At 54.7% G+C, this 6,497-nt stretch carries 8 protein-coding genes; all 8 read right to left on the reverse strand.

Features of this window, described 5'->3' with window-relative positions:
- Positions 1-540: YcnI family protein (locus VF260_13025; GenBank protein ID HEX7058103.1), on the reverse strand; the 540-nt coding region annotated here is incomplete at its 3' end.
- 15 nt (positions 541-555) lie between these two features.
- Positions 556-2,124 carry a copper resistance protein CopC gene (locus tag VF260_13030; GenBank protein HEX7058104.1) on the reverse strand — a complete coding sequence of 523 codons (1,569 nt, stop codon included), beginning with the start codon at positions 2,122-2,124 and terminating at the stop codon, positions 556-558.
- Positions 2,125-2,299: 175 nt separating this feature from the next.
- Entirely contained in the window at positions 2,300-2,620 is a 321-nt protein-coding gene (locus VF260_13035; protein HEX7058105.1) for a YtxH domain-containing protein, read from the reverse strand.
- A gap of 47 nt (positions 2,621-2,667) precedes the next feature.
- On the reverse strand, positions 2,668-3,000 hold the full coding sequence (locus tag VF260_13040; GenBank protein ID HEX7058106.1) for a DUF948 domain-containing protein: 333 nt from the start codon (positions 2,998-3,000) through the stop codon (positions 2,668-2,670).
- A gap of 75 nt (positions 3,001-3,075) precedes the next feature.
- Positions 3,076-4,140, reverse strand: a complete 1,065-nt coding sequence (mnmH, locus tag VF260_13045; GenBank protein HEX7058107.1) for a tRNA 2-selenouridine(34) synthase MnmH — start codon at positions 4,138-4,140, stop codon at positions 3,076-3,078.
- A gap of 25 nt (positions 4,141-4,165) precedes the next feature.
- Positions 4,166-5,209 carry a selenide, water dikinase SelD gene (gene selD / locus VF260_13050; protein HEX7058108.1) on the reverse strand — a complete coding sequence of 348 codons (1,044 nt, stop codon included), beginning with the start codon at positions 5,207-5,209 and terminating at the stop codon, positions 4,166-4,168.
- 31 nt (positions 5,210-5,240) lie between these two features.
- Positions 5,241-5,660, reverse strand: coding sequence for a HepT-like ribonuclease domain-containing protein (locus VF260_13055; GenBank protein HEX7058109.1), 420 nt, complete (start codon positions 5,658-5,660; stop codon positions 5,241-5,243).
- Positions 5,661-5,816: 156 nt separating this feature from the next.
- The coding region (locus VF260_13060; protein HEX7058110.1) for a tetratricopeptide repeat protein at positions 5,817-6,497 on the reverse strand (681 nt) is incomplete at its 5' end.

Raw genomic sequence — 6,497 nt, forward strand, 5'->3', positions numbered from 1 at the left:
GGCGACGAGAGAAAAGATTAGCGAAAGGCTTACGGCAAGCGGCGCTTTATTGGAGTTTTCCCGCGCCGCCGCATCCGATTTCGTCCGAACCATCGTAACGGAAGCGGGGGTATCGGAGTCTTCCGCTCCCGCCCATTCCACCGTAGAATGATCGCTGTACGTCTGAATCGCCTTCCAAACCAATTTCCCGGCAGTGCTGCTTACCTTGCCCTGGATGTTGAACTCCGCAAATTCCGTTACGGACAAGCCTCTTCCAACGGCAGTCCAAACGATGGCGGTAATTTTCCCGTTTTCGTCCTTGACCAATTCATATTTCCAGCCATCTTTCGGCTCCACCCTGCTGACGTCCACATCCTCGGGAATTTTCAGTTCTACCTTGACGGTATTGCCGTCTTTCTCGCTTGGCACCCTTACCGTAAATTTTTCATATGCTCCCTGCATCGTTTCGCCGGGATAAACTTTGACGTGGGCAAATGCCGTCCCCCCGAGTGCCAGAAACAGGCACACGCATCCGATCAGCGCTGCCGACATTTTGCGCATCTGCGTTTCGCTCCTTTAAAATAACAGGTCTGTTTTATAGTAAATGGACTGGTTATCATCGTTGTCCAACACGACGAACTGCAACTGCCATTTTCCTTTAAGCGGGAAAAATGCTCCTTTGCCTACATAGTCATAGCTGTAAAGCGAAGATTTTTGCAACCGGATCGGCACGGAAATCGGCGCTAACTTCGGCTTGCCCAAATAGCGCGCGTATACCGCCACCCGTTTCGGCGGCGTGTTGGCGGCGAGCGTCCTGACCGTCACATGCATTTCGTTGGCGACGCCGGGCTGATTGGGTTTCAATGCGACGTGAAACAACATGTCTTTGCCGCTCCATTGCCAGTCCTGCGGTTTGTTTGCCGGATACGGCGAAGAAAAGACAAGCCCGCCGACAACCAGCACAATCGCCGACATAAGCAGAAAATCGCGCAGCAGAAAGCCGTAGAGCGGCTTTTGATCGCCTGCCGCAAGCAGCTTGCGCAGGAAGAAGGCCGTAACGATTACCAGAATATACAGCGCGATCTTGGCAAACAGCAGCCAACTCCAGGTTGTTCTGCCGACAGTGGCCATACCGGGCAATAGGGTATGGGCCAGAATGACACCCGATACGGCCAAAACGAACATTCCGATCAACGCCGTACGGGAAAACGGACGGATAAACCGCTTCATGGCTGCCGTTTCCTGTTTCCAAAACAGCACGATCACGAACAGTCCGCCCGCCCAGATCGCGGCAAACGCCACATGCAGCATGTCCATGGGCAACGCCAGCCAGTTGCGCTGCGCCGCAACCGCATGCCCGGCAGCCGCTTCCGCCGCCCAGGCAGCTATTAACCAAATAAAGTTGGCCGCCTTCCACCGCATCGGCGTTAACAGCAGCAAAACGGACACGGCAAGCAGAACGAGCAGGGAATGGCCATAAACGGAATGTAGCAAAACACTTGGCAATCCGCGCACGCCGGCATCTTTCAACATTGTGGAAATTTGTGAAACACCTGTAAGCATTACGGTCGCCAAAAACGCCGCCTTCAAGATTCGAAGCCAATACCGCTGCCGTCTTAGGTTGGCGAGATCATCCAGCTTTCCGCTAGCCAGCCAGAAAATCCAGCCGGTCAGAGTGAGCAAAGCAAAATAGTATAACGTGCGCGTCAGCCATAATGCGATATTTTGCGCTGCCGCCGTTATTGCCGATGATGCGGGTTGCGCGGGCGCGGCATTTGCCAGCTTTCCGATCGAGAAGACATAGGACTGCTCCACCGGATGGCCATCAGCCGAAATGACGCGGTATGTAACCGTATAAACGCCGTTAGGCAGCTTTGGCAGCTTGAGCGACAAACTTTTGTGATCGGGACTGATCGCGGCTTTTTGCGACGTTACCGATTTGCCACGGCTATCGATTACCTGCAAGGAAAATAAATCGGGATCCACGCGTTCGTTAAACGTGAGCTCAACCGACTGCGGCGCGGCGTTAAGCTCGCTGTTCGCAAACGGTGTCGCCTGTTCAAGCACCGCGTGGGCGGAAAGCGAAACATTAAAAAACGGAAGCGTCAGCATAAACATGACCGCAGCCAAAAGCAACCGAGGCATTTTCACAAGATCACCACATTCCCGAGCCAGCTATTTAGAATTACTATTGGTATTATTTTAAATTTTACTACTCGCCCAAACAATAGCGATTCGGGACAATGTTTTGAACAATTTATGACCAAAACGCCACATAACCGACAGCATTCGGTGCTGTCGGTTATGGCGGTTGACAGTATTAGCCGGCGCTGTTTTCTTGCCGGTCTCCGGCAGTTTGTTCCGGCTCGCCCGCGCTTGCTTGCTTTCTGGCCGCTTTCCATCCGTCAATTGCGCTTACCACCGAGCCTTTGGCTCTTGCGGCAAACTGCAACGTCTCTTCCTTGACATTTTGCAATATGTCCTGCGTCTTCCCGCTGACGGTTTGCACCTGTTGCGCGATATCCTCGCGCAGCTCGCGTCCGGGCTTGGGAGCAAACAAGAGGGCGGCCACGCTTCCGGCTATGCCGCCGAGCAAAGCCCCCAGCAGAAAACTTTTGCCTTTTCCGCTCATTTTGAACATTTCCCTTCCTCTCCTTCGCATGATCGATCGGTGGCGGATAGAGGCGTTCACCGAACGGTAGGCTTTTGCGTTCCCAAAATGAGCGCGAAAAATCCTTCGAGCGCCTGGATCGCGTTGCGGGCGCAGTCGCCCAAACGCCTGGCCGCGGCAAACGCGTTGTCCAACGCCGCCATTTTGTCTTCGGCATTGGCGGCGATACGGTTGGACGTTTGCAGCAGCCGCAACGTTTCCGCGGCGATTTCATCCGTGCGGGTGCGAATTTGTCCGATCGTTTCGCTTAGTTCAAGAATGGCCGATTTTAACGCAAAAATCGCCGGAATGGCAAAACCGGCCAGAACGACAAAGGAAAAAGCCGCAACAGCCAAACTCCATTCGAGCACCGCATATCCCTCCCCGTCAAAATATCGGGCATCCAAAATCCGCTGCGCAATAGACGAATGCCCATGTTCACCATATTATAGGCGGGAAGGCTCATCCGTGACACTCATTGCGGAAAATTTTTCAAGCCAGTTTTCCAGTTTCGCAAGCACTTCCTCGCAAGTTTCGCCGCGAAGATGCAGGGAATCGGGCCGATGATGCTCGATAGCGTATTCGTACCGCGGATCGTAGTAATAGCGCAGCAAATTGGCGACAACCCGAGCAAAGCGCTTCTCCCGCAAGTCGGCGGCAATTTGCGCGGCAATCGGGGTATGAATGCGCTCTTTGATTCTGGCAAAAGCGTCCGCGCAAGCATCCGCAAACTGATGCGGATCATAGTCGTGCAAAATTTGCTTTATCCGCTCCGCTTCCGGAACCTCAATGAACACATGGATGCCGTTCTCCTTGGCATCCATTAAAAATTGCGGGGCTACGCAATTGCCGATTCTTGCGCTCTCTGCTTCCATCAGAAAATATGGGCTGCCTTTCAATTCCTCCAGCCGGTGGAGCAATAACGAATCCAATGTTTTCTGGTTTGCCGGCTTGAGTCCGATGCCGCCGAAGATGGACCCGCGATGCCCGGCCATCGCTTCCAGGTCCACTACCGGATATCCTTTGGCGGCAAGCTGCCGCAACAGCCACGTTTTCCCGGTTCCGGTATAGCCGTTGATGACGATACACGTTTGAGTAAGCCTGTAATTGTCAAGCGTTTGCAGCACCCACTTGCGGTAAGCCCGGTAGCCGCCCGAAAGGCGCCGCACCGGCATGCCCATCAGGTCGAGCAGCGTCGCCGCCGTTTTGCTGCGCATTCCGCCGCGCCAACAGAACACCGCTTTTGGCCCCGGTATTTCCGCAAATTGCTGTATAAAGCGGGGCAACTTCGCCGAAACGATCTCCAACCCGCGCGCTTTTGCCGCATCGGGGCTTATTTGCGCATACAGCGTGCCAACCTCGGCGCGCTCGGCATCGTCAAACAGCGGGATGTTCAAGCTGCCCGGAATGGTCGCATTCGCAAATTCCCGCGGGGAACGCACATCGATGATTGTAAGTTCCTTCGCCCGGAATTTCTCCAGCATCTCTTCAACTGTGATGTCGCTGAACAAACCGTTTTCTCCTTTGCCAAACAGGTTAACCGATCACAACGATTTTGCCCGGATGCTCGGCCACCGCTTCGCCGATTTCCCACGCTTCAACGCCCGCAGCGCGCAACGCTTGCCGCAGCGCATCCGCCTGATCGTTCGCCACCGAAAGCAAAAGCCCGCCCGAGGTAACGGCGTCGCATAAAATGAAGCGGTCAAGCTCGTCCATTTTTTCCGGATATTCGACATAGCTTGCGAGATGGGCATAATTGTTTTTCGTGCCGCCGGGCACGCAGCCGGCCTCCGCCAATTCGCGCACACGCGGCAGAACCGGCACGCTTGCGCGGTGCACGCGCAAGCCGACGCCGCTAGCTTGCGCCATCTCCGCCGCATGCCCCAACAGCCCGAAGCCGGTCACGTCGGTTGCGGCATGCACGGCAAATTGCCGCATGATTTCGGCGGCCGTTTTGTTCAATGTGGTCATGACGCGCGTTACGCGGTCAATTTCTTCCGCGTGCAAGAGATCCTTCTTGATTGCCGTCGTCAGAATGCCGACGCCGATCGGCTTGGTCAAAATCAACCGGTCCAGCGGTTGCGCGCCCGCGTTCGTTTTCACCTGCGCCGGATGAACCGTTCCGGTTACGGCAAGCCCGAATTTCGGTTCGTTGTCGTCGATCGAATGGCCGCCGACAAGCACCGCCCCCGCTTCCCGCACCTTATCGCCGGCGCCGCGCAATATCTCGGCAAGCACCGACTTGTCCAACTTATGGATGGGAAACGCGACGATATTGAGCACCGTTAGCGGCGTTCCGCCCATCGCATATACGTCGCTAAGCGCATTGGCCGCGGCGATCTGGCCGAACGAATAAGGATCGTTGACGATCGGGGTAAAAAAGTCTACCGTCTGCACCAGGGCCAATTCATCGTTCAAGCGAAACACGCCGGCGTCGTCGCCCGTTTCCAGTCCGACGAGCAAGTCGGGGTGCGGCTCGGTTTTGGCCAGATTGCGAAGCACTTCCTGCAAGTCCGCGGGGCCGATTTTGCAGCCGCAGCCGCCCTTGCTGGAATAGTGTGTCAATTTGATTGTGTCCATCTCTCCTGATCCTTTCTACTGCGGGTTGCGATTAATTTTCGGTTATGTAGGTTTTGACGGCGGAAGCAAAGCCGGCAAGAACCGGCGGCAACGTTAGCGCAAGCCGATGCAGTTCATGGCTGTCCAGCGAATCGTAATCCTGCACGAGCGGTTTGCGGAAGCGCACCGCTGCCAACAATTGATCGGCGATTGCTGCCGGGAATATGTTCTCGTCGCGCAAGACGGTGATGATATCCTCATAGCTGCTTGCTTCCCGCATCAAATAACCGTCTATCATCAAGCTGCCGATATCCGTGACGGTTTCCACCGCCAGATGGATCGCCCTTTCCTGCGCCAACACCAGCACCGTGTCGTCAGCGTCCCATTGTTCCGCGATTTTTTCCAGCGCCGTGATAATGGCCGGAATAAACTGCAGGCGACGGTCAATTTGTTTGCGGTCTACGTAATACATGAATCCACCTTCTCGCGTTGCTATTTTTTGTTTTTAGACCTGTTTTTCAGTTTCAGCCAAGTGATCGTAATGATAAACGTGAGTACGATAACGGTGAAAATCGTAAATGTTTCGCCGATCTCTTCCAAGCCGTATACACTTCCTCTCCGCTCAACTTCAGGCTTTCAACCGGGCAATGACGGCCCACTTTCGTTCCGCCTTGCGACGGTACTTCGGCAGCTGCCGGTATATTTCCCGCGCTTCGCGGTAGGACCGTTTCGCTTCCGCGCTGCGGCCCAAACGGGCATAAAGATCGCCCAGCAACACGTAAGCCTCGCAGGACGAGGATTGCACCTCGCCGAACTTTTCCAGATACATGAGCGCTTTTTGCGGATCGTTGCCGGCAAAAGCTTCGCCCAGCCTGAGATAAGGTTCGCCATATGCAACCCTGGGATTCAGCGATAACGCCTTTAACATATCCGCTTCGCCCTGCGCCAGATTGCCGGTTTTCAATTTGCACAGTCCCAGTCCAAACCAGGCTTCCGCCGAGTCCGAAAGTACTTCGGTAATTTGCTCCAACAAGCTTTTGGCGGCGCCGTAACGCCTTTTCCTGATCAAAATCCGCGCAATTTCCAGTTTGTCCGAATTGTTGTGCGGATTAAGCCGCACGCTGGTATGCAATGCCGCAAGCCTTCGCGATTCCTTAAAAGGCTTCGTGATATCCGGAAGCAAACCGACATACCGCCTGTCGATCGCGTAAATAATGATCAAAAGCACCAAGAGCGCGATAAAAGGGCTACCCGTTATCCACCACAGCAACGAAAATATGGCGAGTTTTCCCATGACGCGACCCTCCCC

It is taken from the genome of Bacilli bacterium, from assembly GCA_036381315.1.
In the GTDB taxonomy this organism is placed as follows: Bacteria; Bacillota; Bacilli; order Paenibacillales; family KCTC-25726; genus DASVDB01.